The following is a 23,762-nucleotide window of genomic DNA, read 5'->3' on the forward strand; positions in this document are numbered from 1 at the left end:
AGCGACCCCGGATAGATTGAGGATTTTGAGATCGTGACCATCAAGACCGTCGAGACCGAGAGCGAGGGCCTGAAGCGCGCCTTCATGCTGACCATCCCGGCCAAGGACATCGACGCTCGCGTCGACCAGGAGATCAAGCGCCTCGCCCCGCAGGTGCGGATGCCCGGCTTCCGCCCCGGCAAGGTGCCGCCGAACCTGATCAGGAAGATGCACGGCGACAGCATTCAGCGCGACGCTCTGAGCGGAGCGGTGCAGGACGGGGTCCAGAAGCTCCTGCAGGACAAGAAGCTTCGTCCGGCGATGCAGCCGGAGGTCGAACTCAACGAAGGCTATGAACCCGGCAAGGACGCCGAAGTGAAGGTGCGGCTGGAGGCGCTTCCGGAAATCCCCACTCCCGACATCAACGGGATCAAGCTCGAGCGGCTGATCGTCGAGCCCGACGAGAAAGCGGTCAACGAGCAGCTCGAGCGGCTCGTCCAGTCGAACAAGAGCTGGAAGGACGCACCCAAGGGCAAGAATGCGGAGACCGGCGACCTGGTCGTCATGGATTTCGAAGGAAAGCTCGGCGGCACTCCGTTCGAGGGGGGCAAGGGCGAGGACATGTCGGTCGAGATCGGGTCGGGCCAGCTGATCCCCGGCTTCGAAGAACAGCTGATCGGAGCCAAGGCCGGCGACAGCCGCGAAGTGAAGGTCAAGTTCCCCGCCGATTATCAGGCGGCGAACCTGAAGGGGAAGGACGCGGTCTTCGACGTTACCGTGAAGCAGGTGAAGGTCGCGACAGAGGCCAAGGCGGACGATGACTTCGCCAAGTCGCTCGGTCTCGACAGCTTGGACAAGCTCAAGGAAATCCTCGGCGACCAGCAGAGCCAGGAACTGAACGGCCTGACCCGCACGCACATGAAGCGGCGGCTTCTCGACCAGCTCTCCGAACGCGCGAAGTTCGACGTCCCGCAGTCGATGGTCGACGCCGAGTTCCAGAACATCATGCAGCAGCTGCGGCATGAGGCCAGCCACGAGGCCGACCCGAAGGCCGCGCTCGCCGAAATCGAACGCGAATCGGAGGATTACCGGCGGATCGCCGAACGGCGCGTCCGGCTGGGCCTACTGCTGTCGGAGATCGGCGCCGCCAATGGCATCGACATCACCGACACGGAGATGAACCGGCTGATCGTCCAGGCTGCCTCGCAATATGAAGGCAAGGATCGCGAGCGCTTCATCCAGTACATCCAGCAGGAGCCGAGCGCAGCCGCCCAGCTTCGGGCGCCGCTGTATGAAGAGAAGGTCGTCGACTTCCTGTTTGGCAAGGCAGACATCACGGAGCGAAAGGCCAGCCGCGAAGAGCTTGAAGCGGACCTCGAGAGCGAGGAAGGCCATGTCCACGGCCCCGGTTGCGGGCACGACCATGCCGAGCCGAAGGCCAAGAAGGGCGGGGCGAAGGCGGGACCCAAGGCTGAGGCGAAGAAGCCCACCAAGGCCAAGGCAGAACCTGCTCCGGCCAAGGCCAAGCTGACGCCTGAAAAGACCGAAAAGCCCAAGCCGGCAAAGCCGCTGAAGAGCGAGCCATCGAACAAGGCGGCGGCCAAGAAGGCTGAAACCAAGGCGCCTGCAAAGAAGGCTGCGCCCAAGAAGAAGGGCTAAGCCGTTAGTGGCCCAGATCGAGCTCGTCTGCGCTGAGCTCGGCCCTGAAATCGATCGGCTGAAAGGCGAAGGCTACCGGCTGGACGTCATCTATCCGGCCGACGACCCGCACACGGCTGTCCTTTCCAGGGACGGTGCGCAGGTCCGCCTGACCACGGGAGTCGGCGAGGCTCTACCGCTGGACCTGCCGCCATTCGCCCCCGAGTTCGTTGTTTCTCGCGTGATTGGGGGATGGGGCGAGGGGAGGGCCGGGATGCTCTACCGCGATCTCATCCCGGGCCGGCTCGGCGGCCGCTACATCGCCTCCCATATCAGCATTCCCGACGGCGGGCCGGTTTCCGATTGGGTTCACTACCACCAGGTCCGGTTCCAGATGATCTACGTCGCGCGTGGATGGGCCCGGGTGGTTTACGAAGATCAAGGCGAGCCGTTTGTGATCGAGAGCGGGGATGTCGCTCTCCAGCCCCCTGAAATCCGCCATCGCGTGCTTGAGAATTCACCGGGTTTCGAAGTCGTCGAGATCGGATGTCCGGCTCTTCATCCGACCTTCGCCGATCACGGCATGACCTTGCCCAACGCTCGTGTTGATAGAGATCGCGATTTCTCCGGGCAGAGATTCCTGCACCATCGCGCAAGCCAGACGCCATTGTCGCCTTTCCTCACTGGAAAAGCGCGGGAAACGGCGGTTGCTGAAGCGACCGGCGGAATCGCGCAGGTGCGAACGATCCATGGCAATCGGGAACCGCTCAACTTCCCTGCGCATGCAGGAGAACTGGTCTTCGGCTTCGTCCTCGAGGGTACCGCCACGCTCGATTTCCGGGGAAAGCATCGCCTCGGACCGGCCGATGCACTTGTGATACCGCCCGAGGAGCAATGGACGCTCGCTGAGCCGTCGGGCGATTTCCGGATGCTTCATGTGGCCACGGCCAGGCTCGCGTAAAAGCTGCTGGCGGCGGCTGGGGCATCGCCTCTATACGCCTGTTGCCGATGCCTAGGGGGAAGAGTTGGCCAGCCCGAACAGCCCGACCATTGCTGTGCTAATCCCGTGCTACAACGAGGAAGCGACGATTGCCGCCACGGTGAAGGGCTTCCGCGCTGCTCTGCCCGGCGCGGCGGTCTATGTGTACGACAATAACAGCAGCGACCGCACCAAGGCGATTGCCGCGAAAGCTGGCGCGATCGTCCGGTCCGAAGGCCAGCAGGGCAAGGGCCACGTCGTCCGCCGCATGTTCGCCGACATCGATGCCGACGTTTACGTGATGGCCGACGGCGACCTCACCTACGACCCCAAGGCTGCGCCCGACATGGTCGCGATGCTTCTTGCCGAGCAACTCGACATGGTCGTCGGCACCCGCAAGCACGAGGAGAAGGAGGCTTACCGGGGCGGCCATGTCCTCGGAAACCGGCTCTTTACGGGCCTTCTCGCCGGACTGTTCGGGCGAAGCTTCAACGACATCTTCTCCGGCTACCGAGTGTTCTCGCGTCGCTTCGTGAAGAGCTTCCCGGTTCTCTCGTCAGGCTTCGAGATCGAAACCGAGATGAGCGTCCACGCGCTGGAGCTCCGGATGCCCGTCGGCGAGGTTGAAACCCGCTATCTCGCACGCCCCGAAGGATCCGAATCCAAGCTGTCGACCTTTGGCGACGGCTGGCGGATCCTGAAGACGATCGGAACGCTCTACCGAGTGGAGCGTCCGGTGCTGTTCTACGGGACGGTAGCGGTGCTGCTGCTCGTCGCCGCGCTGCTGCTCTCCATTCCGCTGGTCATCACTTACCTCGATACGCACCTCGTTCCGCGAGTTCCGACGGCGATCCTCGTGACCGGAATGGTGATCGTCGCGGTGCTCTGCTTCTTCGCCGGGCTGATCCTCGACACCGTGACTCGCGGCCGGCGTGAAATGCGCCGCCTGGCCTATCTTTCGCTCCAGGCTCCGCCGGCGCCCAAGCAGTCTTAGCGCCTGCCTGCTCTCGCTTTTTCGGGAGCGGCTTGAACCTTCGCGGCTTCCGCCCGATGTAGGCGCGCTAGCACTTCAGTTGAGGATTCTTCCGAACCATGGATCACCAGGACATCGTCTCGCAGCTCGTTCCGATCGTCATCGAGCAATCCAACCGGGGCGAGCGCAGCTTCGACATCTACTCCCGGCTGCTTCGCGAGAGGATCGTCTTCATCACCGGCGCGATCGAGGACCACATGGCCAGCCTCGTCACCGCCCAGCTGCTCTTCCTCGAGTCCGAGAACCCGAAGAAGGACATCTTCATGTACATCAACTCGCCGGGCGGCGTGGTGACCGCCGGCCTCGCTATCCACGACACCATGCAGTACATCCGGCCGAAGATCGGCACGGTCTGCATCGGCCAGGCCGCTTCAATGGGAAGCTTCCTGCTGGCCGCCGGTGAGCCGGGCATGCGGGTCGCGCTGGCGAACAGCCGGATCATGGTGCACCAGCCGTCGGGCGGCGCTCAGGGCATGGCCGCGGACATCGAGATCCAGGCGCGCGAGATCCTGCGGATGCGCAGCCGTCTCAACTCGCTCTACGCCAAATACACGGGCCAACCGATCGAGGCGATCGAGAAGGCGATGGACCGCGACAAGTTCATGGAAGCCGATGAAGCCAAGGAATTCGGCATCATCGATGAGCTGTTCGAGAAGCGCCCCGAGAGCGGGGAAGATGCGGGAACGGGCGCGGGCGAGGTCACACCCACCTGATCGCCGGAGTGCTGCTGCTGTTTTGCTTGGCGGCCCCTGCAAACCCTGCCATTGAGGCCGCGGCTCAGCTAGTCTGACGACAGGGGAATGGATGTTCGGCTGGTTTCAGCGGCTCTTGCCGAAGAAGGGCGACTTCTTCGGCTTGTTCGAGGCGCATTCGAAGACTCTGGTGGAAGCGGCGAACGCCCTTCGCGACCTGTCCCAGGACGGTGGCACGCCGCAGGAATTGCTGCAGCGGATCCAAGACCATGAGCATGAGGCGGACGATATCATCCGCCAGGTGCTCCACGAGGTCCGGCTCACGTTCCTGACGCCCTTCGACCGCGGCGCCATCACCGACCTCATCGCCGCGATGGACGACGCGATCGACGAGATGCTCGCTGCTGCCCGGGCAATCGACCTCTATGATCTTCACCAGCTGAGGCCGGAGATGAAGCAGATCGTCGACCTCATCGTCGAGGCGGCCGCTGTGACGTCTCAAGCTATCCCGCTACTTCGCAACGTGGCCCGCAACGGCAAGCAACTGCATGAGCTCACCGCCAGGCTCGTGGAGTTGGAGGGCCAGGCGGACGAGATTCACGCGATCGGCCTAAAGGCGGCGTTCCAAGAATATTCGAAAAGCAGCTCCATGCATTTTGCGATCAACCGCGAGGTGTTCAAGAATCTCGAGCGGGTGACGGACGCCTTCGAGGACGTCGCGAACGAGATCGACGGCATCGTCATCGATCATAGCTGATCAATGCACGAACTGGCGCTTCCGCTGCTGATCGGTCTTATCGGGGTCGCTCTAGCCTTCGATTTCCTCAACGGGCTCCACGACGCCGCCAATTCGATCGCGACCGTCGTTGCCACGCGCCTGCTGAGTCCGCTCGCCGCCGTGGGCTTCGCGGCCTTTTTCAACTTTGCCGCCTATTTCCTCGCGCTCCGCTGGCCGGAGCTTCACAAGGTCGCGGACACGATCGGCAAGGGCCTGATCGACAAGGACCTCGTCACGCCCGCAGTGGTCTTCGGCGCGTTGATCGGGGCCATGTTCTGGAACATCGTCACCTGGCTCAAGGGCATTCCGTCCTCATCCAGCCATGCCCTGGTGGGTGGCCTCATCGGCGCCGGAGTTGCGCATGCGGGCATCGACGGAATCCAGTGGACGGGGCTCAACAAGACGCTGATCGCAATCGTGCTCTCGCCGATGCTGGGCCTGATGCTGACGATGCTGATCATGATGCTCACCAGCTGGCTGGGCGTAAAGGCGACCGCTCGCGGCGCGGAGCGGACCTTCCGCGCGCTCCACCTGGTTTCAGCGGGCGCTTACTCGCTCGGGCACGGCCTCAACGACGCGCAGAAGACGATGGGAATCATCGCCGTTCTTCTCTACTCGACTGGCCACATGGAAACCTTCCATGTTCCGAACTGGGTGGCCTTGTGCTGCTACGCGGCCATGGGCCTCGGGACCCTTTCGGGCGGCTGGCGGATCATCGAGACGATGGGAACGCGGATTACCAAGCTTTCCCAGCACCAGGGCTTCAGCGCCTCTGCTGGTGGATCGGTCATCCTCTTCGGTGCTTCCTGGCTAGGAATCCCCGTTTCGACAACCCATACGATTACCGGCTGCGTGATCGGCGCGGGCGCTGCGCGCCGGGCGTCGTCGGTCCGTTGGGGCGTGGCTCAGAACGTCGCTGTCGCCTGGGTCATCACCATCCCCGCCTCGGCTGCGGTTGGCGCTGCTTTCTATTTGCTAACACGACTCTTTTAGGCTCCCTGCGGGGTTGTTAGCCGCTCCCCAGCGCTCCATATCAGTTACCGAAATGGCACAGGCGGGCGCCGCGTTAACCGAAGCCCAAGCTTGCGCGTTGTATAAATCCGGCTAGCGTGGCCGGTGCGAGACCTCCGGGTACCGTGAAGCAAAGGGCGCAAGGACTTAGATGACGAAACTATCGGGCAGCGACGGTAAGAGCACCCTTTACTGCTCCTTCTGCGGGAAGTCGCAGCACGAGGTCCGCAAGCTCATTGCCGGCCCGACCGTCTTCATCTGCGACGAATGCGTCGAGCTGTGCAACGACATCATCCGCGAGGAAACCAAGTCCGCGCTGGTCAAGACGCGCGACGGGGTTCCGACGCCGCTGGAGATCTGCAAGGTCCTCGACGACTATGTGATCGGGCAGGACCGCGCGAAGCGGGTCCTCTCGGTCGCCGTCCACAACCATTACAAGCGGCTCAACCACGGCGCCAAGCCTGGTGCGGAGGTCGAGCTCGCCAAGTCGAACATCCTCCTCATCGGGCCGACCGGTTGCGGAAAAACGCTTCTTGCACAGACGCTTGCGCGCATTCTTGATGTTCCGTTCACAATGGCTGACGCGACCACGCTCACCGAAGCCGGCTATGTCGGCGAGGACGTCGAGAACATCATCCTCAAGCTGCTCCAGGCATCCGACTATAATGTCGAGAAGGCGCAGCGCGGGATCGTCTACATCGACGAAATCGACAAGATCAGCCGCAAGTCGGACAATCCGTCGATCACTCGCGACGTTTCGGGCGAGGGCGTGCAGCAGGCGCTCCTGAAGCTGATGGAGGGTACCACCGCATCGGTTCCTCCGCAGGGCGGCCGCAAGCATCCGCAGCAGGAATTCCTGCAAGTCGACACGACGAACATCCTGTTCATCTGCGGCGGCGCCTTCGCGGGTCTCGAAAAGATCATCTCCGACCGGATGGAAGGCAAGTCGATGGGCTTCGGCGCCCATGTCGCCGCCCCGGACGAGCGCAAGACGGGCGAGATCCTGCAGCATTGCGAGCCGGAGGACCTGCTCAAGTTCGGGCTCATCCCCGAATTCATCGGGCGACTGCCGGTGATCGCGACCCTGCTCGACCTCGACGAGGACGCGCTCATCAAGATCCTGGTCGAGCCGAAGAACGCGCTGGTGAAGCAATATCATAAGCTGTTCGACATGGAGGACGTGGAGCTGGCGTTCAGCGACGATGCGCTCGGCGCAGTCGCCCGCAAGGCCATCGACCGCAAGACCGGCGCTCGGGGGCTCCGCTCGATCCTCGAGGGCATCCTGCTCGACACGATGTTCGACCTGCCGTCGATGGACGGCGTCGACGAGGTCCATATCGACAAGGACGTCGTCGAAGGCCGCAAGGACCCGGTGCGGGTCTATGCGAAGAAAGGTAAGACCGGCGACGCCGCGTGAGGCATGACGTCAGCGCCCGGGCCGTGGGCGCTGGAACTCCCCTGCGTTTCCTTCCCTACGCGCTCCGCGTTCCGCAGCGGCCGTTTCGGGCGATCGCTACCGGCTGGCTGACGGCCTTCCCAATCAGCATGGCCTTCGCGGCCCTGGGTGCGCTGATCCTTCCCCAGGCCGAGCAGCCGCAATTCCACGTCAATGGCCTCGCCGCGATCTTCGCGCTCGTACTCTTTTCACCGGTGGTCGAGACCCTGATCATGGGCAGCGTGCTTCTGGTCCTGCTGAGGTTCGTTCCCCCCGCAGCGGCAATCATCGCCAGCGCCCTCGGCTGGGGAATCGCCCATTCTATGGTCGCGCCCATGTGGGGGCTGGTGATCTGGTGGCCGTTCCTGGTCTTCTCGATCTTGTTCGTCGCCTGGCAGCGCCGGTCGCTGCTGCTGGCCTTCCTAATCCCGATGTGCGTCCACGCGCTCCAGAACCTGATCCCGGCGCTACTGGTCGCTTACGGAGCCCGCAGCTAGCTATTCGCCTTCCAGCGGAAGCGTGTCCTCTTCCGCTTTAGATGCGCCGAGCTTTTCCCTGATCCGCTCGACGTCATCGTCACTCGGTGGCTCGGGAAGCTCATCCTCGCTCGGCGCCAGGCTGTCGTCCGGAATCCCCGGGCCAGTTCCGGCGATCGTTTCGTCAACCGACCGGTCATTGGTTCCGGGCGTGATTTTCTCTCGCTCGTCCATGGCTTTGCTCCTCCTCGGTCAGCGCGCCATCGCGTGACTTGTTCCAGCGCGTTGCGAAGCAGCCGAGCCCCGCCCATATAGGCGCCATGACTCGCTTCCTCCCGCTTCTCCCACTTCGTGATATCGTCGTTTTCCCCCAGCGGATCGTCCCGCTGTTCGTCGGCCGCGAGAAATCCGTAACCGCGCTCGAGGCGGCGATGGCCGCCGACAAGGAGCTGTTCCTCGTCGCCCAGCTCGACCCGGCCGAGGACGATCCCGGCCGCGACGACCTCTATGACTTGGGTGTGGTCGCGACCGCGATGCAGCTTCTCAAGCTGCCCGACGGCACTGTCCGGGTGCTAGTCGAAGGCGCCAGGCGCGCCAGGCTCGTCGACTTGGTCGAGCGCGACGGCTTCGTCGCCGCAGAGATCGAGGAAATCGAGGACCAGACTGTCGACGGACCCGAAGTCCAGGCGCTGATGCGCTCGGTCGTCGAGCAGTTCGACAATTACGCCAAGCTCAACAAGCGGCTTCCTCCGGAAACCGGAATCCAGCTTGCCGAGATCGAGGATCCGTCCATCCTCGCCGATGCCGTTGCTTCGAACCTGTCGATCAAGGTGGCAGACAAGCAGGCTGTCCTGGGCGAGCTTGCTCCCGCGCGCCGGCTGGAGATGGTGTTTGCCTTCATGGAAGGCGAGCTCGGCGTTCTCCAGGTCGAGAAGAAGATACGGAGCCGGGTCAAGCGCCAGATGGAGAAGACCCAGCGCGAATATTATCTGAACGAGCAGTTGAAGGCGATCCAGCGCGAGCTCGGCAACGAGGGCGAAGAGGGCGGCGACGAGCTCGCCGAGCTTGCCGCCAAGATCCGCAAGACCAAGCTTTCCAAGGAAGCCAAGGCGCGAGCCAACGCCGAGCTGAAGAAGCTGAGGGCGATGGCACCGATGTCGGCCGAGGCGACGGTCGCCCGCAACTATCTTGACGTCCTGCTGGGCCTTCCGTGGGGCAAGAAGTCCCGGGTGAAGAAGGACATCGCCGAAGCCCAGCAGATCCTCGACGAGGACCATTACGGTCTCGAGAAGGTGAAGGAGCGGATTGTCGAATATCTCGCGGTCCAGGCGCGCACCAACAAGCTCAAGGGGCCGATCTTGTGCCTCGTAGGACCCCCGGGCGTCGGCAAGACCTCACTGGGACGGTCCATCGCCCGGGCAACCGGCCGCGAGTTCGTTCGCCAGTCGCTCGGCGGAGTCCGCGACGAAGCCGAGATCCGCGGGCACCGCAGGACCTACATCGGCTCGCTTCCGGGCAAGATCATCGCCAACATCAAGAAGGCAGGGACGTCCAACCCGTTGTTCCTGCTCGACGAGATCGACAAGCTTGGCCAGGATTTCCGCGGCGATCCGGCGTCGGCACTGCTCGAAGTCCTCGATCCGGAGCAGAATGCGCGCTTCCAGGACCATTATCTCGAGCTGGACTACGACTTGTCAGACGTGATGTTCGTCACGACCGCCAACTCGCTCGACATGCCCCAGCCGCTGATGGACCGGATGGAGATCATCCGGCTGGAGGGCTACACCGAGGCCGAGAAGGTGGAGATCGCTAAGCGCCACTTGATACCCAAGCAGATGGAAGCCCACGGAGTGAAGCCTGGCGAGCTGGTCTTCGCCGACGAGGGGCTCCGGGCGATCATCCAGCACTACACGCGGGAGGCCGGCGTCCGGACGCTCGAGCGTGAGCTAGCCAAGATTGCCCGCAAGACGCTTCGCAAGATCCTCGAAGGCAAGGCCGACAAGGTCGAGCTGAGCGCTTCCAACGTGTCCGAATTCCTCGGGGTTCGTCGCTACCGCTACGGAATGGGAGAGGAGGAGGACCAGATCGGCGCCGTCACCGGGCTGGCGTGGACCGAAGTCGGGGGCGAGCTTCTGACCATCGAAGCGGTCACGGTTCCCGGCAAGGGCCAGATCAAGACAACCGGCAAGCTCGGTGAAGTGATGCAGGAATCGGTCCAGGCGGCGATGAGCTTTGTGAAGGCGCGCTCGCCCTCGTTCGGCGTGAAGCCGAGCCTGTTCGGCAAGAAGGACATCCACGTCCACTTGCCCGAAGGCGCTGTTCCCAAGGACGGCCCGTCCGCCGGAGTGGGCATGGTCACTGCGATGATTTCCACGCTGACCGGAATTCCCGTTCGGCGCGACGTCGCGATGACCGGAGAAGTTACGCTTCGCGGGCGGGTGCTGCCGATCGGCGGGCTGAAGGAAAAGCTGCTCGCGGCTCTTCGCGGCGGAATCAAGACGGTACTTATCCCCGGCGAGAACGAAAAGGACTTGGCGGAGATTCCGGACTCGGTGAAGGAAAGCCTCAACATCGTCATCGTCAACCATGTCGACGAGGTGCTTCACCACGCGATGACGGAGCCGATGCGGCCCATCGAATGGACGGACCCCGACGAACATGCCGCGGAGCCGCCGATCCCGCCGGGAGAAGCTGGCGGGGAGCCGGCTGTCCGACACTAGGACGCTTTGCGGACCGGAAGGCCTTTGACTTAGGCGCGCAACCGCGCCTTTAGTCACGACAGTTGATTGCGCGAGTCTTGCGCTAGAGTACGGGGAGCGGCGAGCGAATGAACAAGCAGGAATTGATCGGCCATGTCGCCGACCGCGCAGGATTCAGCCGCAGCGATGCGGCCCGGGCGGTCGAGACGATGCTCGAGGTGATCACCTCCGCGCTGAAGCGCGGCGACGAGGTCAGGCTGGTCGGTTTCGGCAATTTCTCCGTCACCCGACGCAAGGCCTCAACGGGCAGGAACCCGCGCACTGGCGAACCGATGCAGATCAAGGCGACCTCGCAACCGAAGTTCCGTCCCGGCAAGGTGCTCAAGGACGCCGTTCAATAGCGGTGCTGGACAGGCGGGACGGGCGGACTATATCCGCGCTCCTTCCCGCAAAGGCGCGGGCGCGTAGCTCAGTGGTAGAGCACACCCTTCACACGGGTGGGGTCGTAGGTTCAATCCCTACCGCGCCCACCATCTCGACGGTCGAACTGCTCCGAACGCCGTACGGCGGAGCGCCGTGCTTACGAGTCCTCCGGACTCGCTGCCGTGACGCTTACTCCAGGTAGGCGGGCTGGAAGCTGGCGATCCGCCGAAGCTCACGCCAGTCGCGGAAGGCAATCTCGCGGCCTGCCCGCTCGATCAGCCCCTGGCGCTCGAGGTCGGCGAACACCCGGTTCACGTTGACCGAGGTCTGGCCGGTGATGTCGGCGATCTGCTGCTGCGTGAAGGGGTTGAGCATCATCTCACTCTCGATATCGACCCCGCTTCGAACCGCGGTCTCGCAGAGCAGGTGAGCAACGCGGGCAACGGAATCGCGACGCCCGCAATTGACCAGCCATTCGTAGCCGATCGCTTCGTTGCGCTGGATCAGGCGCCAGAAGAAGGACTGGAGCGTGGGGTTTTTCTCGACCAGTGCGTTGAAGTCGCTGGCGCTTCCGACCATCACTTCGCTTCGTACGATGCCCTGGATCCCGTAGCTTGCATTCCCGTCGCGCGGGAGGATGCCTTCGCCCGGAAACCGAAGAGCGACGATCTGCCGACGGCCGGAGCCCTCTGTCTTGTATTTAGCAAGGATCCCAGTGCGAACGAACATTACTTCGTCGCGAAGAGTTCCGCTTTCGCGAAACGGCCGTCGAGGGTCTACGTGCACGACCCTGTGCGGCATCGCTTCAAGCATCGCAGCAATGCGCGGCTCTAGGCCCGCAGCGACCAGCGTCTCTTTTAGAGTCGCGCGCGGAGACGCGGCTGAGCGTGGCCGGCGACTCGTCAGCATTTGCAGTTCTCCCTCGTACAACATGAGCCGTACTGTTGTTGCGCGCAAGGAGAAACACCTGCTCTGGGTAAGTAATTCAGACTAAGGCCGCCGTTTTAGCTGTTCAGGACTGGTTTTTCCTTTTCCGAAGCCAGTTGCGGGCACTATCTTTAGTATAGGTCAAGGAAACTGCCGGGACATTAGTGCGCGCTTGTCCGTGCCGGAAACCGGACATCGCCAAAAGGGCCGCCGGCATAGCGTTCGCCACCCTGTTTCGCCCTTGGTTCGGGTTGCGTTCAGGGGCGGCCAACCCTAAGGAGCGCGCGCGGTTTGGGGACGCTTCCCAAGGCGCGTCATGGCGATCGTAGCTCAGCTGGTTAGAGCACTGGTTTGTGGTACCAGGGGTCGGGGGTTCAAGTCCCCTCGATCGCCCCACTTTCACTTCGATTGAACGGATGTCCGGAAAGAAATGAACACGCCCTGGGGCTACCCCGATTTCGACGCTCACGAGGTTGTGCATTTCGTGGACGAGCCGGAGCACGGGCTTCGAGCGATTATCATCATTCACTCCACCCATCTTGGCCCGGCGGCCGGCGGAGCGCGCTTCTGGCATTATGAGGATGCCGCGCAGGCGCTGACCGATGCGCTGAGGCTGTCGCGGGGGATGAGCTACAAGAATGCGATGGCGGGGCTTCCGCTCGGCGGTGGCAAGTCGGTGATCCTCGCCTCGCCGGATCGGCACAAGTCGCCGGAACTCCTCGCCGCGTTCGGCAAGGCGGTCGATCGCCTGTGCGGCCGCTACATCACCGCCGAAGACGTCGGAATGAGCGTCACCGACATGGTCGAGGTAAGCCGGCAGACGAAGTTCGTCGCGGGTCTTCCCAACGATCGCGGCGACGTTGGCGGAGATCCCGGCCCGCATACGTCGCTTGGCGTCTTCCTCGGACTGAAGGCGGCGGTGAAGCGGGGGCTCGGCAAGGACAGCGTCGACGGGCTGCGCATCGCGCTGCAGGGCGCCGGCAGCGTCGCCAGCGGCGTTGCGATGCACGCTGCTGCCGAAGGGGCGAAGCTGTCGATCGCGGACGTCGACCAAGCGAAGGCGAAGAAGCTCGCCGACCAGACCGGCGGCACCGTCGTGGGCACCGATGAAGTGCTCTTCCTCGATGCGGACGTCGTCAGTCCCTGTGCGCTGGGAGCGATCCTGACCGAAGAAAGCATCGCCAGGCTCAACACCGGCATCGTTGCCGGCGGAGCGAACAACCAGCTTGCCACTGCCGCGGATGGAGCGCGCCTCAACGACCGGGGCATTCTCTACGCGCCCGATTACGTGATCAACGCGGGCGGGATCATTAACGTCTGCACCGAGTATCTGGGCGACGGCGACGCCGCTCTGGTTCGCGAGCGAATCAGCGGCATTCCGACGCGGCTGGAGCAGATCTGGGCGGAAAGCGCCGAAACCGGCCGTGATCCCGCTGCAGTCGCGGACGCGATGGCGCAGCGCCTGATCGGCAGAGGCTGAACCGGAACCCATGCACGCGCTCGCCAATCCGGCGCGTTTCCTTCGCCTGGCCCGGCCTGCGACCGGCTGGCTGCTCGCCATCGGCCTGGCGTTAGCGACCGCCGGAGTCATCGGCGGCCTCGCCATCGCTCCGCCGGACTATCTGCAAGGCGAGACGGTGCGGATCATGTACGTCCACGTCCCCGCTGCCTGGCTGGGCATGGCCGGCTGGGCGGGCATCGCGGCCGCCGCGGTCAGCCAGCTTGTCTGGAGGCACCCGCTTGCCGCGGTCGCGGGGCGGGCGGTCGCGCCTTGCGGGGCGACCTTCACTGCAGCCTGCCTGATGACCGGATCCATCTGGGGCCGTCCAACCTGGGGTACCTGGTGGGAATGGGACGGCCGGCTAACGTCCATGCTCGTGCTGTTCTTCCTCTACCTCGGCTACATCGCCCTTGCCGCCGCCGAGAACGAGCGGAGCGGGGAAGGGCGCATCACCGCGATCTTCGGCCTCGTCGGGGCGATTAACCTGCCCATCATCCATTATTCGGTGCTTTGGTGGCGCACGCTCCACCAGGGGCAGAGCATCGGGATATCCGGATCCACCATCGACAATTCGATCCTGTGGCCGCTGTCGCTGACCTTCGTAGGCTTCACCTGCCTGTTCGCTGCTGCGGTGCTGATGCGGATGCGCGCCGAGCTCGCCCGCGCGAAGGTCGAAGCGCGGCTCAGAAGGGCGGCAGCAGAATGAACCCCTGGCCCTTCGTGATCGCAGCTTATGTCGTGATGCTGGGAGCCACGGCCGGGCTGCTTTTATTGTCTTACATCCGCATGGTCCGCGCCGAAGCGGAAGCCGACAAGCTTCGCGGCAATGATCTTTAGGCCCAAACACCAGCGGCTGGTCCTGATCGTCATTGCGCTCGTCGCTGTGGCCGCGGCGGTGCTTCTCGCCATGTGGGGGCTGAGGGATCGCGCCGCCTATTTCTATACCCCCGCCGAAGTCGCCAGCGGCAAGGCGGCCGTGGGGCAGTCAATCAGGATCGGAGGAATGGTCGAAACCGGCTCCATCCAGCGCCTGCCCGACGGGGTGACGATCCGCTTCACCATGGGCGATGGACAGGGCCGGGTTCCAGTGACCTTCCGGGGGATCGCGCCGGACCTGTTCCGAGAAGGAAGCGGAGCCGTCGCCGAGGGGCAGCTGTCGAGTGACGGCACCTTCGTTGCCGACAATATCCTTGCCAAGCATGACGAGCGCTACATGCCGCCCGAGCTTGGCAACCAGGCAGCGGAGCACAAGGCCGCGAAGACGGTGGAGAAGTGATCGCCGAGGCGGGGCTCGCCGCATTGTGGCTGGCCGCAGGGCTGGCGCTCCTTCAGCTGCTTCTCGCATTCGGTCCGGCGGCGCTACGGACCACCAGCGCGGTGCGGTCGGTCGCAATCAGCGAAGGCGCGCTGACTCTCTTCGCGATGGCGATGCTCATGGTCGTGTTCGAGCGAACGGACCTGTCGGTCCTTTTGGTCGCGGAGAACAGCCACAGCGCCAAGCCCTGGCTTTACAAGCTCGCGGGCGCCTGGGGAAACCACGAAGGGTCGATGCTTCTGTGGGTGACGATCCTCGGGGTTGCCGGAGCGGCGCTCGCGGTCTTCTCGAGACGAATGGAGGAGCGGACGCTGACCGCCGCGCTTGGCGCGCAGGCAGCGCTTGCGCTCGGGTTCTTCACATTCCTGCTCCTGTCGTCGAACCCGTTCGCCCGGCTCAACCCGCCGGCGCTGGAGGGCAGGGGCCTCAACCCGCTACTCCAGGATCCCGGCCTCGTATTCCATCCACCGACGCTCTACCTCGGCTATGTCGGGCTGTCGGTGGCGTTCAGCCTTGCCGTCGGAGCACTTCTCACCGGCCGCGTCGATTCCGCGCTTGCCAAGGCGATGCGGCCGTGGGTCCTGGGCGCGTGGATCTTCCTGACACTGGGGATCACGGCGGGAAGCTACTGGGCCTATTACGAGCTCGGCTGGGGCGGCTGGTGGTTCTGGGACCCTGTCGAGAATGCGTCGCTGATGCCGTGGCTGGCCGCAACCGCACTGCTTCATTCCGTCAACGTTCTCGCCGCGCGGGATTCGCTTCGTGCCTGGACGGTGATGCTGGCGATGATCGCCTTTTCGATGTCGATGGTCGGCACCTTCCTGGTGCGTTCCGGAATCCTGACCTCGGTCCACGCCTTTGCGGTAGACCCGACCCGGGGGACGTTCCTGCTGGCGCTGCTTGGTCTCTACGTCGGCGCGGCCTTCGTCCTGTTCGCCGCGCGCTCGGGCAAGCTGGCCGAAGGGCCTCCATTCGAGCTGATGAGCCGCGAGGCAGCCTTGGTCGGGAACAACCTCCTGCTGACCGTCATCCTCGGCGTCGTCTTCGTCGGCACTTTGTACCCTTTGTTCGTCGAAGCCGCGACCGGCGACAAATTGTCGGTTGGCGCGCCTTATTTCGATTCCGTGGCAGGCCCGCTCGCGCTGCTTCTCGCAACCCTCGTGGGCGCTGGCCCGCTACTCAACTGGCGCCGGGACTCCGGTGAGCGGCTGAAGCGCCTCGCAGTGCCGGCGCTCGTGGGTGTCACCGTCGTGGTCATCGCCGTGGTGCTTTCCAGCGGTGGAAGCCTGCTCGCCAAGATTGGGCTGGGAGTCGCGGCGATGCTTGCCGTTGCCGCTTTCCTTCCGTTGATCGGGCGCAAGCTGAGGCGAACGCCGCTATCGACCTGGGGAATGGTCGTCGCGCATTTCGGCGTCGCCGTTTCCATCGCCGGAATGGCGGGAAGCACGCTTCTGACCAAGGAGATGCTGACCGCGGCCCGGCCCGGGGAACAGGTCGCGATCGGTCCGTGGCTCATCCAGTTCGAGTCGGTCATTCCGGCCGCGGGCTCGAACTGGACCGCGCTCCAGGCGGAGCTTCGAGCGTCGAAGGGCGATGGCGTTTCGGTGCTCAGGCCGCAGTCGCGCTTCTACACCGACCCGCCGACCGAAACGACGGAGGCAGCAATCGAGACCGTGATGTCGGGGCAGCTCTACACTGTGCTCGGCAGGCCCGCCGAGGACGGTCGCTGGCAGCTTCGCCTGTGGTGGAAGCCGCTCGTCACGTTGATCTGGTTCGGAGGAGCGCTGATCGCGCTCGGCGGCGCACTGGCCTTGGTCGGGCGCGCGTGGCGCGGCTGGCGGAAGGAGCGGGATGCATGAAGCGCAAATGGCTCCGCTTCGCTCCTGTGGCATTGTTTGTGCTGGTCGTCGCATCGCTCGTCTGGCGGCTCAGCCACCCGCCGGACACGACCGTTGAGTCGGAGATGATCGGCAAGGCGGTGCCCGGCTTCACGCTTCCGGCCGCACTCGCGGGAACCGAAGCACTGTCGTCCGCCAATCTTGCCGACGGACGGCCCAAGCTGGTCAACTTCTTCGCGAGCTGGTGCGTGCCGTGCATCGGCGAGGCTCCGGTGTTGACCGAGCTCAAGCAGCAAGGCGTTCCCATCGTGGGGATCGCCGTTCGTGACAGGACCGACGATCTCGCTCGCTTCCTCGACGAGAACGGCAATCCATTCGAGCGGATCGGTGCCGACAGCCAAAGCAGGGTGCAGCTCAGCTTCGGCTCGTCAGGCGTTCCTGAGACGTTCGTCGTCGACGGTCGCGGAATCATCCGGCTGCAGCATATCGGCCCTATCGAGCCCGATGACGTGCCCGCATTGCTCGAGGCGGTGAGGAACGCGCGGTGAAGCGGTTCGCGATCTTCCTCGCGCTAATCGTCGCGGCACCGGCGTTCGCCGATTCCTCGCTTCCGCCGTCATACTGGGCGAACCGGCAGCTGCCCGACGCGCGCCAGGAGGCGGAGGCAAAGGCGCTGATGGAGGAAATCCGCTGCCTGGTTTGCCAGGGGGAGTCGATCGCCGATTCCGACGCGGACCTGGCCGCCGACATGCGCGACATGGTCCGCCGGAGGATCGCTGCCGGCGAGAAGCCCTCGGCGATCCGCGCCTGGCTGATCCAGCGGTACGGTGACTGGATCACCTTCCGACCGACCGGGAAGCCGATCACCTGGCCGTTGTGGCTGGCGCCGCTCGTGCTCCTCGCGGGCGGGGCGCTGCTCGCACGAACCCGGCTGCGGGCGAGGAAAGGGTCGTGAACGGCTGGATCATCCTCGCGCTTCTGTTCGCCGTCGCGGTGGCGGGACTGTGGCTGCTGCGTGTCAGGGGCGCACTTCTGCAACTTTCCGCGGCCGCGTTACTGTTCGGCTGTGCCGGCTATGCGCTCCAGGGCCATCCTTTCGTAGCCGGCTCGCCGCGGGAAGCGGCGTCCGTCGAACCTGCTCTTCCCCTGCGCGACATCCGCCACGCATTTTTCGGTCATTTCACGGGCGAGGAAAGCTGGCTGAGCATGTCCGAGGCGCTGGCCAGTGCTGGCGACACCGAGGACGCGGTCGGCGTCCTTCAGAATGCCGTCGGGAAATATCCCGGCAATCCGCAGCTGTGGATTGGGCTCGGCAACGCGCTGGTCGATCACGCCAGAACGATGACCCCCGCAAGCGAATATGCGTATCGGCGAGCGGCCGAGCTGGCGCCCGGCCATCCCGCTCCGCCCTTCTTCGCGGGGTTGGCGCTCGCGCGTTCGGGCAACCGCGATACCGCGCTTGCGATGTGGAAGGAAATCCTGGCTTCAGCACCCGCCGACGCCGACTGGCGCCCGCTGGTCGAGGATGCGATCGCGGCGCTTAATGCGCCGCCGCCACGTCAGCCGACGGGTTCGTAGGCCAGATCGAGCGCCTCGGCGACGGCCTGGTGCCGAACCTTTCCGCCTGACACGTTGAGACCGTTAGCGAGGTGCGGGTCGCGGCGCATCGCTTCCTCGGCGCCGAGCTTGGCGATCTTCAGCACGTAGGGAAGAGTGACGTTGTTGAGCGCGAAAGCGGAGGTCCGGGCAACTGCTCCCGGCATGTTCGCGACGCAATAATGGATCACTCCGTCGATCTCGTAGACCGGGTCGGCATGGGTGGTCGCATGGCTCGTTTCGAAGCAGCCGCCCTGATCGATTGCGATGTCGACGAGGACGGAGCCGCGCTTCATCGTCTTGAGCATGTCGCGAGTGACGAGCTTCGGGGCAGCGGCTCCGGGAACGAGGACGGCGCCGATGACCAGTTCGGCCTTCTCGACCGCACTCGCGATCGCTGCGCGCGACGCATAGGCCGTCTTGATCTGGCTGGAAAAGAACATGTCCAGTTCGGCCAGGCGTTCCATGTTGATGTCGTAGATGGTTACGTCGGCGCGCATCCCGACGGCCATCTGTGCGGCGTTCACACCGGCAACTCCGCCGCCCAGGATTGCGACGGTCGCGGGCGACACGCCCGGAACCCCGCCGAGCAGGATTCCGCGGCCGCCTTGCTCCTTTTCCAGATAATGGGCGCCGACCTGGACCGACATCCGTCCAGCGACTTCGCTCATGGGCTTCAGCAGCGGCAGCGATCCGTTGTTGGAGGTCACGGTTTCATAGGCGATGCAGGTCGCGCCTGACTTCATCAGCCCCAGCGTCTGCGGCTTGTCGGCCGCCAGGTGAAGGTAGGTGAAAAGGATGTGCCGCGGCTCGAGGAGCGCAATCTCCGACGCCTGCGGTTCCTTGACCTTCACGATCATGTCGCTGGCTTTGAACACTTCCTCCGGATTGGGGAGGATCGTCGCTCCGGCCTTCTTGTAGGCGGAATCGGGGCAGTCGATGCCGTCGCCGGCGCGAGTCTCGACGAAAAGCTCATGACCAGCAGCAACGAGTTCGGCGACCGAAGAGGGAGTCATGCCGACTCGAAACTCGTTATTCTTGATTTCCTTCGGCACGCCGATCCGCATCGTTCATTCGCTCCAATGATGTCCCCGTGCCGCGCCTATAGACGGGCTTTTCCGCGCTTGTAAGCAGCGATTGCAGCCATGCAGGGCGGGTGCTAGTCCCCCGCGCCTGCCGCAATGGCACCGGGGCAAATAGAGTGCGCGTTCGCGAACAGCCTGGAATGATCAGCCAAGCATGAGCATTACCGAGACCGGCGCCGCCGAGCAGGTGACGCTCGACCACGATCCGCGAACGCACGCGCACGGCCCGCTCTACAAGCTGGCGATCGGCGCCGTGGGGATCGTCTTCGGCGACATCGGAACGTCGCCAATCTATTCCTTCCGGGAGACTTTCGCGGGCCATCACTCGCTGTCGCCTGACCAGTTTCACATCCACGCTGTGCTTTCGATGATCTTCTGGTCGATGATGATCGTGGTTACGCTGAAATATGTCACGATCATCATGCGCGCCGACAACAAGGGGGAAGGCGGCAGCCTCGCCTTGCTGGCGCTGATCAACCGGTCGATGGGCGGAAAGAAAAGGTGGGCCAGCGGCATCGTCATGCTCGGCGTGTTCGCAACGGCTCTTTTCTACGGCGACAGCATGATCACGCCGGCGATCTCGGTGCTCTCCGCGGTCGAAGGCCTGACGACCGTCAACGCTGGCCTGCAGCCCTTCGTCGTTCCGATCGCGCTCGGGATCCTGGTAGGCCTCTTCGCAATCCAGTCTCGCGGGACTGCGCGCGTCGGCGCGCTGTTCGGCCCGGTGATGCTCCTCTATTTTGCCACGCTGGCCGTCCTCGGCCTGATCCATATCGTTGACCGCCCGCAGGTCATCCTTGCGATGATCAATCCGCTCAATGCCGCGAGCTTCTTTTTCGAGGAGCCCATGCGCGCCTTCCTTGCCATGGGGTCGGTCGTGCTCGCGCTCACCGGCGCCGAAGCGCTCTACGCGGACATGGGGCATTTCGGGCGGCGGCCGATCAAGATTGCGTGGTTGTACTTCGTTCTGCCCGCGCTCCTGCTCAATTATATGGGACAGGGCGCGATGTTGCTGAGCTTGCCGCCGGGCGAAGTCGCGACGGCGGTGAAAGACCCGTTTTTCTATCTTGCTTCGGAGGCTTTTCGCTTGCCGCTGGTGCTGATGGCGACCGCGGCCACGATTATCGCCAGCCAGGCGGTGATATCGGGCGCTTTCTCCGTCACGCAGCAGGCGGTCCAACTTGGTTTCGTCCCGCGGCTGAGGATCACCCACACCAGCGAAAGCGCCGCCGGCCAAATCTATATTCCGGTCGTGAATTGGGCCCTGATGATCATGGTTTTGCTGCTGGTGGTCACGTTCCAGAGCTCGTCGAACCTGGCGGCGGCCTATGGAATCGCAGTGACCGGCGCGATGGCGATCGACACCGTGCTCATCGCGGTCGTGCTCATCACCATGTGGAACTGGAACCGGATTGTCATCGCAGCGCTGCTCGCGATCTTCATCACGGTCGACCTTGGCTATTTCAGCTCGAACCTCACGAAGATTCCCGCTGGCGGCTGGTTCCCGCTCCTTGTCGGCGGGATCGCCTTCACCTTGCTGACAACCTGGGCGAAGGGCCGTCAGCTGATGATCGCCCGGATGAACGAGGCGACCCTTCCAATGGAAATCTTCATAAAGTCGGCGGCTCCGAGCGCTGCTCGCGTGCCCGGCACCGCGGTGTTCATGACCAGCACGTCCGACGGAGTCCCGCACGCGCTGCTCCACAACCTCAAGCACAACAAGGTTCTCCACGAACGGGTGTTCCTGCTGACCGTAAGGATCGAGGATGTGCCCTTCGTCCAAAGCGAGAAGCGCTGCACGGTCAAGGACTACGGTTCGGGCTTCTACCGGATCGTGCTCCGCTACGGCTTCATGGAGGAAATCGACGTCCCCGCGGCGCTCGCCAAGGTCAAAGGGGTCGGCCCGTCGTGCAAGATGATGGACACCAGCTTCTTCCTGGCACGCCAGACCCTGCTCGCGTCTGCACGGCCCGGGATGGCGATCTGGCGCGAAAAGCTGTTCGCCTGGATGCTTCGAAACGCCGAAAGCGCGATGGAATTCTTCAAGCTTCCGACCAACCGGGTCGTCGAGCTTGGAAGCCAGCTCGAGATTTGAACCGGCGCCCGCGCTCGCTTGTTTGCGCGAAATGGAACAGATCGCCTCCTACATCGCCCCGATCGCAACGACGATTGCGGCGCTGATCGTCGCCTCCAACCTCGGATCGCGTATCACCGGGTTCGGATTCATCGTCTTCACTGTCGGGTCCATTGGCTGGGCGGCGCTCGGCCTCGCGACGGGCCAGCCGAACCTCCTGTGGCAGAATGTCCTGCTGACCCTGCTGAACCTGTTCGGGATCTGGCGCTGGCTCGGGCGGCAGGCGCGAATCGAGCGAGGAGGCGAAGCTGCCGCGGAGCAGAGCCATCACAGGTCGGGCGAAAACCTCTTCCCGGTGTCGGCACTCACGAAAGGACAGGTGCTCGCCAGGGACGGGACGGACATCGGGCGTTGCGTCGACGCGATGGCGGGATGCCTCACAGGAAGGCTCGCCTACGTGGTCGTGTCGGAAGGCGGGGTGGGCGGCGTGGGGGAGACCTTGAGACGCCTGCCGTGGCAGGGATGTCACGTTGCGGACGACCGGGTGCAGACATCGATGGAGGTCGGCCAGCTTCGGCATCTGGAAGAGCTCGAGCCGGATCGTTGGCCGGCGCGCTGATCATCCTGGCGGAGCTCGGCAAGAGCGATTTCGCGTGGCTCGATGCGCTCCGTCGTCGACACTACCCACCCGAGCGCAACCGAGTGCCTGCTCACCTGACCTTGTTTCGAGCCCTACCGCCGTCGGTCGAAGGCGAGGTTCGCCGGAGCCTTGCAAGAGCCGGTTCGGAGCCGGCTCCGCAGGCAGTGATCAGCGGAGCGATGGATCTCGACAGCGGAGTCGCGCTTCGGGTCCACTCGCCCGAGCTCGAAGCGATCCGCGACCAACTGGCCGCAGACTTCCACGGGCTTCTCACCTCGCAGGACTCGGGCCCCTGGACTGCGCACATCACCATCCAGAACAAGGTCGATCCGAAGCTGGCGCGGACGCTTCTTAAGCAGCTCAGGGAAGGGTTCGAGCCGCGGCCGATCGCGATCGCCGGGCTTCGCCTGGTCCGATATGTGGACGGCAAGTGGGAAGACGTCGCCGCGTGGAAATTTCGCTAGCTGAGCTCGCCGACTCCGTCGCAGCTTAGCTCGAATGCCGCCAGCCCCGCCTCCAGGACCGACGGAAGCATCGGCATTTCAAGAAGCTCGTCGATGACCGCCTCGCTTCCGCCGTCGTCGTGCATCTCCTGCGCTTCCTGTAGCGCTTCGTCCCAGTCCGACGCCTCGTAATTGCCGGAGCCGACCCAGCAGAATGCCAGAACCTCGGTGAGCTGGTCTTCGCCGAGGTCGTCGAGGATGGCTCGAAGCTCCTCCTCGACGCTGTCGTTGATCGAATCGTCGAGTACCGACAGCGATCCTTCGTCCTCGTCGTCGACATTGTCGGCGGATTCGTCGGCGTCATAGTCGCTTGGGGTCTGCGCTTCATATTCGCGCGCCCTGAGGACGATGCGGCAAAGCGTTTCGAGCGGTGTTGCAGGGTCCATGAAAAGCCTCTCGTCCTGATCCGCTCAACGACAGCAGCCGTAAGCGGTTCCTACTCATTCGTCGTTCGTTGACCGGGGGACTCGCCGCTCTTATATCGCCGCCCGCGCCCGCCTTCGGGCGCTGCTTCCATGATATGCCGCTTCCGACGGGGAGGGGCCTTGGCTTGGGGCGGAGTAGCTCAGCTGGTTAGAGCAGCGGAATCATAATCCGCGTGTCGGGGGTTCAAGTCCCTCCTCCGCTACCATTCCACGCGCGGCTGCCTCGGCGACTGGGGCAGCGAAATCGAAGCAGCGTCACCAGAAAAACTTGCCTCCGCGCACCCGTTTTCCGACATCCGCGCGTACCAGGCGCCCGCGATACATCTGGATGTACATCCAGAGGCCGGAGAAGGCGAAGGTGAACAACGCGAACCCGGACAGGATCGAAATGGCGGTTCCTACCGGGCCGAACGTCTCCCCGGAGTGAAGGTGGTGCAGTAGCCCGACGTTCCAGGCTTTCGGCTTGGGTTTTGGCCGGCAGACCATTGTCTCCGGGCATGTGAACCCTTCGGCAACCGTCGCCTGCTGTTCGACTGAAGCCTTGTTCACCAGCGAGCCGATCTGGCTGAGCACGCCCGTTGCGGAAATCCAGAGCAGGAAGCAGCCAAAGACGATCGAGAGCCAACGGTGCCACTTGCGCATTCATGCTTTCCTTTTGCGAATCGCTCGCAACAAGAGCAGCGCGGCTTGGCTGGCGCAAGAGGCCATCTGCGGA

26 protein-coding genes and 3 tRNA genes are annotated in these 23,762 nt (G+C 64.0%); 24 read left to right on the forward strand and 5 right to left on the reverse strand.

Going from position 1 to position 23,762, the window contains the following annotated elements:
* Window positions 1-39 precede the first annotated feature (39 nt).
* The 8 genes from tig (at window position 40) to LZ519_RS02400 (ending at window position 8,042) form a co-directional block, all read left to right on the forward strand.
* Window positions 40-1,638 carry a trigger factor gene (tig, locus tag LZ519_RS02365; RefSeq protein ID WP_249868838.1) on the forward strand — a complete coding sequence of 533 codons (1,599 nt, stop codon included), beginning with the start codon at window positions 40-42 and terminating at the stop codon, window positions 1,636-1,638.
* 7 nt (window positions 1,639-1,645) lie between these two features.
* A complete protein-coding gene (locus LZ519_RS02370) occupies window positions 1,646-2,578 on the forward strand; it encodes a cupin domain-containing protein (RefSeq protein ID WP_249867135.1) in 933 nt (310 codons plus the stop codon).
* 64 nt (window positions 2,579-2,642) lie between these two features.
* Window positions 2,643-3,590, forward strand: a complete 948-nt coding sequence (locus LZ519_RS02375; RefSeq protein WP_249867136.1) for a glycosyltransferase family 2 protein — start codon at window positions 2,643-2,645, stop codon at window positions 3,588-3,590.
* 98 nt (window positions 3,591-3,688) lie between these two features.
* Window positions 3,689-4,342, forward strand: coding sequence for an ATP-dependent Clp protease proteolytic subunit (locus tag LZ519_RS02380; protein ID WP_249867137.1), 654 nt, complete (start codon window positions 3,689-3,691; stop codon window positions 4,340-4,342).
* A 91-nt stretch (window positions 4,343-4,433) separates the two neighbouring features.
* The gene (locus LZ519_RS02385; protein ID WP_249867138.1) at window positions 4,434-5,078 is read left to right on the forward strand and encodes a DUF47 domain-containing protein; all 645 of its coding nucleotides are present in this window, start codon (window positions 4,434-4,436) and stop codon (window positions 5,076-5,078) included.
* A 3-nt stretch (window positions 5,079-5,081) separates the two neighbouring features.
* Window positions 5,082-6,092: an inorganic phosphate transporter gene (locus LZ519_RS02390; protein WP_249867139.1), complete on the forward strand. Its 1,011-nt coding sequence runs from the start codon at window positions 5,082-5,084 to the stop codon at window positions 6,090-6,092.
* Between the two features lie 169 nt (window positions 6,093-6,261).
* Window positions 6,262-7,527 (forward strand): ATP-dependent Clp protease ATP-binding subunit ClpX, encoded by a 1,266-nt coding sequence (clpX, locus tag LZ519_RS02395; protein ID WP_249867140.1) that lies wholly within the window; start codon window positions 6,262-6,264, stop codon window positions 7,525-7,527.
* A complete protein-coding gene (locus tag LZ519_RS02400) occupies window positions 7,524-8,042 on the forward strand; it encodes a hypothetical protein (RefSeq protein ID WP_249867141.1) in 519 nt (172 codons plus the stop codon). The genes clpX and LZ519_RS02400 overlap by 4 nt, the downstream gene beginning before the upstream one ends.
* On the opposite strand, the gene LZ519_RS02405 is transcribed toward LZ519_RS02400, so the two are convergent.
* Window positions 8,043-8,255 (reverse strand): hypothetical protein, encoded by a 213-nt coding sequence (locus LZ519_RS02405; RefSeq protein ID WP_249867142.1) that lies wholly within the window; start codon window positions 8,253-8,255, stop codon window positions 8,043-8,045. It abuts the gene before it with no gap.
* An 86-nt stretch (window positions 8,256-8,341) separates the two neighbouring features.
* On the opposite strand from LZ519_RS02405, the gene lon reads away from it, so the two are divergent.
* From lon to LZ519_RS02420, 3 genes are all read left to right on the forward strand, one after another.
* Entirely contained in the window at window positions 8,342-10,741 is a 2,400-nt protein-coding gene (gene lon, locus LZ519_RS02410) for an endopeptidase La (protein ID WP_249867143.1), read from the forward strand.
* Window positions 10,742-10,848: 107 nt separating this feature from the next.
* Window positions 10,849-11,121 (forward strand): HU family DNA-binding protein, encoded by a 273-nt coding sequence (locus tag LZ519_RS02415; protein ID WP_249867144.1) that lies wholly within the window; start codon window positions 10,849-10,851, stop codon window positions 11,119-11,121.
* A gap of 57 nt (window positions 11,122-11,178) precedes the next feature.
* Window positions 11,179-11,253: transfer RNA gene (locus tag LZ519_RS02420), tRNA-Val, on the forward strand.
* A gap of 79 nt (window positions 11,254-11,332) precedes the next feature.
* Here the strand turns inward: LZ519_RS02420 and LZ519_RS02425 are convergent.
* Window positions 11,333-11,872 carry a Crp/Fnr family transcriptional regulator gene (locus LZ519_RS02425; protein WP_249867145.1) on the reverse strand — a complete coding sequence of 180 codons (540 nt, stop codon included), beginning with the start codon at window positions 11,870-11,872 and terminating at the stop codon, window positions 11,333-11,335.
* A 517-nt stretch (window positions 11,873-12,389) separates the two neighbouring features.
* Between LZ519_RS02425 and LZ519_RS02430 the strand changes: the two genes are divergently transcribed.
* The 9 genes from LZ519_RS02430 to LZ519_RS11640 all read left to right on the forward strand — a co-directional run bounded on the left by LZ519_RS02430 (window position 12,390) and on the right by LZ519_RS11640 (window position 18,302).
* Window positions 12,390-12,466: transfer RNA gene (locus LZ519_RS02430), tRNA-His, on the forward strand.
* A 34-nt stretch (window positions 12,467-12,500) separates the two neighbouring features.
* On the forward strand, window positions 12,501-13,550 hold the full coding sequence (locus LZ519_RS02435; RefSeq protein ID WP_249867146.1) for a Glu/Leu/Phe/Val family dehydrogenase: 1,050 nt from the start codon (window positions 12,501-12,503) through the stop codon (window positions 13,548-13,550).
* 10 nt (window positions 13,551-13,560) lie between these two features.
* Entirely contained in the window at window positions 13,561-14,277 is a 717-nt protein-coding gene (ccmC, locus tag LZ519_RS02440; protein ID WP_249867147.1) for a heme ABC transporter permease CcmC, read from the forward strand.
* Window positions 14,274-14,408, forward strand: coding sequence for a hypothetical protein (locus tag LZ519_RS11530; protein WP_283937274.1), 135 nt, complete (start codon window positions 14,274-14,276; stop codon window positions 14,406-14,408). The genes ccmC and LZ519_RS11530 overlap by 4 nt, the downstream gene beginning before the upstream one ends.
* Window positions 14,398-14,847, forward strand: a complete 450-nt coding sequence (ccmE, locus tag LZ519_RS02445) for a cytochrome c maturation protein CcmE (protein ID WP_249867148.1) — start codon at window positions 14,398-14,400, stop codon at window positions 14,845-14,847. Before LZ519_RS11530 ends, ccmE begins: the two co-directional genes overlap by 11 nt.
* Window positions 14,844-16,745 (forward strand): heme lyase CcmF/NrfE family subunit, encoded by a 1,902-nt coding sequence (locus LZ519_RS02450; RefSeq protein WP_249867149.1) that lies wholly within the window; start codon window positions 14,844-14,846, stop codon window positions 16,743-16,745. Before ccmE ends, LZ519_RS02450 begins: the two co-directional genes overlap by 4 nt.
* The gene (locus LZ519_RS02455; RefSeq protein WP_249867150.1) at window positions 16,742-17,272 is read left to right on the forward strand and encodes a DsbE family thiol:disulfide interchange protein; all 531 of its coding nucleotides are present in this window, start codon (window positions 16,742-16,744) and stop codon (window positions 17,270-17,272) included. Before LZ519_RS02450 ends, LZ519_RS02455 begins: the two co-directional genes overlap by 4 nt.
* Window positions 17,269-17,679 (forward strand): cytochrome c-type biogenesis protein, encoded by a 411-nt coding sequence (locus LZ519_RS02460; RefSeq protein ID WP_249867151.1) that lies wholly within the window; start codon window positions 17,269-17,271, stop codon window positions 17,677-17,679. The genes LZ519_RS02455 and LZ519_RS02460 overlap by 4 nt, the downstream gene beginning before the upstream one ends.
* Window positions 17,676-18,302: a tetratricopeptide repeat protein gene (locus LZ519_RS11640; protein ID WP_249867152.1), complete on the forward strand. Its 627-nt coding sequence runs from the start codon at window positions 17,676-17,678 to the stop codon at window positions 18,300-18,302. The genes LZ519_RS02460 and LZ519_RS11640 overlap by 4 nt, the downstream gene beginning before the upstream one ends.
* Here the strand turns inward: LZ519_RS11640 and ald are convergent.
* Window positions 18,284-19,387, reverse strand: coding sequence for an alanine dehydrogenase (gene ald, locus LZ519_RS02470; protein WP_249867153.1), 1,104 nt, complete (start codon window positions 19,385-19,387; stop codon window positions 18,284-18,286). The genes LZ519_RS11640 and ald overlap by 19 nt on opposite strands.
* A 172-nt stretch (window positions 19,388-19,559) precedes the next feature.
* Here ald and LZ519_RS02475 point away from each other — a divergent pair, with 172 nt between their 5' ends.
* The 3 genes from LZ519_RS02475 to LZ519_RS02485 are packed head-to-tail and all read left to right on the forward strand — an operon-like array spanning window position 19,560 to window position 22,583.
* Entirely contained in the window at window positions 19,560-21,500 is a 1,941-nt protein-coding gene (locus LZ519_RS02475; RefSeq protein WP_249867154.1) for a potassium transporter Kup, read from the forward strand.
* Between the two features lie 31 nt (window positions 21,501-21,531).
* The gene (locus LZ519_RS02480) at window positions 21,532-22,098 is read left to right on the forward strand and encodes a PRC-barrel domain-containing protein (protein WP_249867155.1); all 567 of its coding nucleotides are present in this window, start codon (window positions 21,532-21,534) and stop codon (window positions 22,096-22,098) included.
* Window positions 22,083-22,583 (forward strand): 2'-5' RNA ligase family protein, encoded by a 501-nt coding sequence (locus tag LZ519_RS02485; RefSeq protein ID WP_249867156.1) that lies wholly within the window; start codon window positions 22,083-22,085, stop codon window positions 22,581-22,583. Before LZ519_RS02480 ends, LZ519_RS02485 begins: the two co-directional genes overlap by 16 nt.
* Here the strand turns inward: LZ519_RS02485 and LZ519_RS02490 are convergent.
* Window positions 22,580-23,008 carry a DUF3775 domain-containing protein gene (locus tag LZ519_RS02490; RefSeq protein WP_249867157.1) on the reverse strand — a complete coding sequence of 143 codons (429 nt, stop codon included), beginning with the start codon at window positions 23,006-23,008 and terminating at the stop codon, window positions 22,580-22,582. The two genes, LZ519_RS02485 and LZ519_RS02490, sit on opposite strands and share 4 nt — an antisense overlap.
* Window positions 23,009-23,176: 168 nt before the next feature.
* Here LZ519_RS02490 and LZ519_RS02495 point away from each other — a divergent pair.
* A tRNA-Met gene (locus tag LZ519_RS02495) sits at window positions 23,177-23,253 on the forward strand.
* A gap of 49 nt (window positions 23,254-23,302) precedes the next feature.
* Here LZ519_RS02495 and LZ519_RS02500 read toward each other — a convergent pair.
* Window positions 23,303-23,689 (reverse strand): PepSY domain-containing protein, encoded by a 387-nt coding sequence (locus LZ519_RS02500; protein ID WP_249867158.1) that lies wholly within the window; start codon window positions 23,687-23,689, stop codon window positions 23,303-23,305.
* Window positions 23,690-23,762 lie beyond the last annotated feature (73 nt).

It is taken from the genome of Sphingomonas anseongensis (assembly GCF_023516495.1).
Taxonomy (GTDB): Bacteria; Pseudomonadota; Alphaproteobacteria; order Sphingomonadales; family Sphingomonadaceae; genus Sphingomicrobium; species Sphingomicrobium anseongensis.

Excerpts from the sequence above, each read along its gene's own strand:
- clpX (WP_249867140.1), top strand. The coding sequence starts at position 6,262 with ATGACGAAACTATCGGGCAGCGACGGTAAGAGCACCCTTTACTGCTCC.
- LZ519_RS02385 (WP_249867138.1), top strand. The coding sequence starts at position 4,434 with ATGTTCGGCTGGTTTCAGCGGCTCTTGCCGAAGAAGGGCGACTTCTTC.
- LZ519_RS02390 (WP_249867139.1), top strand. The coding sequence starts at position 5,082 with ATGCACGAACTGGCGCTTCCGCTGCTGATCGGTCTTATCGGGGTCGCT.
- LZ519_RS02425 (WP_249867145.1), bottom strand. The coding sequence starts at position 11,872 with ATGTTCGTTCGCACTGGGATCCTTGCTAAATACAAGACAGAGGGCTCC.
- ald (WP_249867153.1), bottom strand. The coding sequence starts at position 19,387 with ATGCGGATCGGCGTGCCGAAGGAAATCAAGAATAACGAGTTTCGAGTC.
- ccmC (WP_249867147.1), top strand. The coding sequence starts at position 13,561 with ATGCACGCGCTCGCCAATCCGGCGCGTTTCCTTCGCCTGGCCCGGCCT.
- ccmE (WP_249867148.1), top strand. The coding sequence starts at position 14,398 with ATGATCTTTAGGCCCAAACACCAGCGGCTGGTCCTGATCGTCATTGCG.
- LZ519_RS02490 (WP_249867157.1), bottom strand. The coding sequence starts at position 23,008 with ATGGACCCTGCAACACCGCTCGAAACGCTTTGCCGCATCGTCCTCAGG.
- LZ519_RS11530 (WP_283937274.1), top strand. The coding sequence starts at position 14,274 with ATGAACCCCTGGCCCTTCGTGATCGCAGCTTATGTCGTGATGCTGGGA.
- LZ519_RS02500 (WP_249867158.1), bottom strand. The coding sequence starts at position 23,689 with ATGCGCAAGTGGCACCGTTGGCTCTCGATCGTCTTTGGCTGCTTCCTG.
- LZ519_RS02480 (WP_249867155.1), top strand. The coding sequence starts at position 21,532 with ATGGAACAGATCGCCTCCTACATCGCCCCGATCGCAACGACGATTGCG.
- lon (WP_249867143.1), top strand. The coding sequence starts at position 8,342 with ATGACTCGCTTCCTCCCGCTTCTCCCACTTCGTGATATCGTCGTTTTC.
- LZ519_RS02380 (WP_249867137.1), top strand. The coding sequence starts at position 3,689 with ATGGATCACCAGGACATCGTCTCGCAGCTCGTTCCGATCGTCATCGAG.
- LZ519_RS02475 (WP_249867154.1), top strand. The coding sequence starts at position 19,560 with ATGAGCATTACCGAGACCGGCGCCGCCGAGCAGGTGACGCTCGACCAC.
- LZ519_RS02435 (WP_249867146.1), top strand. The coding sequence starts at position 12,501 with ATGAACACGCCCTGGGGCTACCCCGATTTCGACGCTCACGAGGTTGTG.
- LZ519_RS02455 (WP_249867150.1), top strand. The coding sequence starts at position 16,742 with ATGAAGCGCAAATGGCTCCGCTTCGCTCCTGTGGCATTGTTTGTGCTG.
- LZ519_RS02415 (WP_249867144.1), top strand. The coding sequence starts at position 10,849 with ATGAACAAGCAGGAATTGATCGGCCATGTCGCCGACCGCGCAGGATTC.
- LZ519_RS02405 (WP_249867142.1), bottom strand. The coding sequence starts at position 8,255 with ATGGACGAGCGAGAGAAAATCACGCCCGGAACCAATGACCGGTCGGTT.